The organism is Actinosynnema sp. NPDC004786 (genome assembly GCF_053601135.1).
The window spans coordinates 1-2303 of record NZ_JBSGBG010000110.1 but is presented as its reverse complement, the minus strand read 5'-3'; the positions used below and the strand labels follow the sequence as shown (position 1 = coordinate 2303).

Below are 2303 nucleotides of genomic sequence, written 5' to 3'. Positions count from 1 at the left end.
TTTTTTTTTGTTTTTTTTTTCGTTGGGGGGGGGGGGGTGGGCGCCCCGGCCCCCCCCCACCGCCCCTCCCGCCGCTCCCGGCAACCCCTTCGTCACCTGCGGCTGAAACCAACGAGGAGCAGAACAGCATGAGACCACCCACCACGTCCCGCCTGATCGCGGCGTCCGCCCTCGGCCTCGCGCTCGGCGCGGCGGTCGTCGCACCGGCCTCGGCCGACCCCGCGGGGGACGCGGGCATCGACGTGAACGTCACCATCGAGGACACCGGCACCCCCGGGCAGCTCACGATGACGGTCGCGCCGAACGACGGCGTCACCCTCACCGAGAACGGCTCGGACGCCGCCGCCCGGCAGTTCACCGGCGTCACGCCGACCATCACGATCACCGACACCCGCCGGCCGGAGGACATCCCGGCGGGCTCCTTCTGGGCCGTGGTCGGCCAGGCGAGCGACTTCACGCCCGCCGGCGGCGGCGCCGGCTTCGGCTCCGAGCACCTGGGCTGGAAGCCGCGCCTGCTCACCGACACGACCACCGGCGCGGTGGCGGCCGGCGAACCGGTCTCCAGCGTCATCTCCGACGGGACCGGCGCGCCGGCCGTCGGCCTCCAGGGGCAGGAGCTGCTGGTGTCGACCGCGAACGCGGCGGACGAGACCGGCTCCTGGGACGTCAACGCCGACCTGGTGCTGCGCACCCCGGTCGACGTGCAGGCGGGCCAGTACCACTCGACGCTGACGCTGTCGCTGTTCGACCAGTCCTGACCCGTTCCACCCCGGTGTCCGGGACGCGGCCCCGCGCCGCGCCCCGGACACCTCGCACGTCGAGGGAGACCCGATGACCACGACCCGCACCCGGCGCGTGCTCCTCTGCGTCGCCGCTGCCGCCGCCGTGCTGTGCGGCCCCGCGCCGGCCGCGTCCGGGCAACCACCGCAGGGCGAGGTCACGTGGTCCGTGGTCCCCGCGAAGGCCGACGGCCCGGACGGCAGGCGGGTGGTCGACCTGGAGCTGCGCGGCGGGGAGCGGATCACCGAGCACGTCGCGGTGACCAACCACTCGCCCCGCCCCGTCACCTTCGCCATCGACGCCAACGACGGCTACCTCACCGACAAGGGCCTGTTCGACATGCGGGCCGCCGACGTCACGCCCACCGACGGCGGTTCCTGGATCGACGTGCCGGAGACCGTCACGGTGGCGGGCGGCGCGACCGCGGTGGTGCCGGTGGCCGTGGCCGTGCCGGACCACGCCACCCCCGGCGACCACCCGGCGGGCGTCACGGCGTCCCTGGACACGCTGTCGGGCCAGGTCCGCGTGCGCAACCGCGTGGGCGTCCGGTTCAACCTCCGCGTCACCGGCGACCTGAAGGCCGCGCTCGCCGTCACCGACGTCCACGCCACCTACGAGGGGTCGTGGAACCCCTTCGCCGCCGGCACCGTCACGGTGCGGTACGCGGTGACCAACGACGGCAACGTCCGCGCCGCCGCCGACACCGGGATCACCACGTCGAGCCCGTTCGGCAGCAGCACGTGGACCGACGGCGCGGCCCCGCGGGCGCGGGAGGTGCTGCCGGGCGGCATGCGGCAGTTCGAGGCCCGGGTGCCCGGCCAGTGGCCGTTCGGGCGGATCGGCGCCACGGTCTCGGTCACGCCGGGGGCCGTGGACGGCGCCGCCGCGCCGCCGGCCGCCGAGCCGGTGACGGCGACCGTCACGACATGGGCCCTGCCGATCCCGCAGGCCGTGTTGTCGGCCGTGGTCGTGCTGGTGGTCCTGCTCCTCCGCGTCGTCCGACGTCGTCGTCGGCGGCGGCTCGAAACGATGCTGGCCGAAGCCAAGGCCGCCGGCCGCGCGGAGGCGGCGCGGGCACAACAGGCCGACTCGGTGTCCTGACGCGGTCCGGCTCGGCGCGGTCCGGTCTGTCTCGGCCGGGTGTGGCAGGGCGGCGCGGGGCGTGGCTCGGCTTGGTTGCCGTGCGCGAGCCCTCGATCCTGCGTGCTCCAGGGTGGCGTCCCGGCCGGGTTCGCCCACCCGGCCGGGACGCCGTCGGTCACGCTCGGGTCCACCTCTGGTTGGCCTGGCCGTTGCAGGTCCAGAGGATCAGCCTCGTGCCGTTGGCGGTGCCCGCCTGGTCGGCGTCGAGGCAGAGCCCGGCGTGGGCATTGCGGATGGTGCCGTCGGAGCCGAACGTCCACTTCTGGTTGTTCTGCCCGTTGCACGTCCACGTGATGACGCGGGTGCCGTTGGCGGCCCCCTGGTTCTCGGCGTCCAGGCACTTGTCGCCGAAGACCCGGATCTCACCGCCCGCCCAGCTG

General features: G+C 74.6%; 3 protein-coding genes. 2 read left to right on the top strand and 1 reads right to left on the bottom strand.

Annotated elements, in window-relative coordinates; genetic code table 11:
• Positions 1 to 128: 128 nt before the first annotated feature.
• Both ACWEFJ_RS39175 and ACWEFJ_RS39170 read left to right on the top strand, forming a co-directional pair.
• Positions 129 to 758, top strand: a complete 630-nt coding sequence (locus ACWEFJ_RS39175) for a hypothetical protein (RefSeq protein ID WP_378095029.1) — start codon at positions 129 to 131, stop codon at positions 756 to 758.
• A gap of 73 nt (positions 759 to 831) precedes the next feature.
• On the top strand, positions 832 to 1881 hold the full coding sequence (locus tag ACWEFJ_RS39170; protein ID WP_449716912.1) for a DUF916 domain-containing protein: 1050 nt from the start codon (positions 832 to 834) through the stop codon (positions 1879 to 1881).
• A gap of 157 nt (positions 1882 to 2038) precedes the next feature.
• Here the strand turns inward: ACWEFJ_RS39170 and ACWEFJ_RS39165 are convergent.
• Positions 2039 to 2303, bottom strand: a 265-nt coding sequence (locus ACWEFJ_RS39165; RefSeq protein WP_449716911.1) for an RICIN domain-containing protein, incomplete at its 5' end; no start/stop codon positions are given.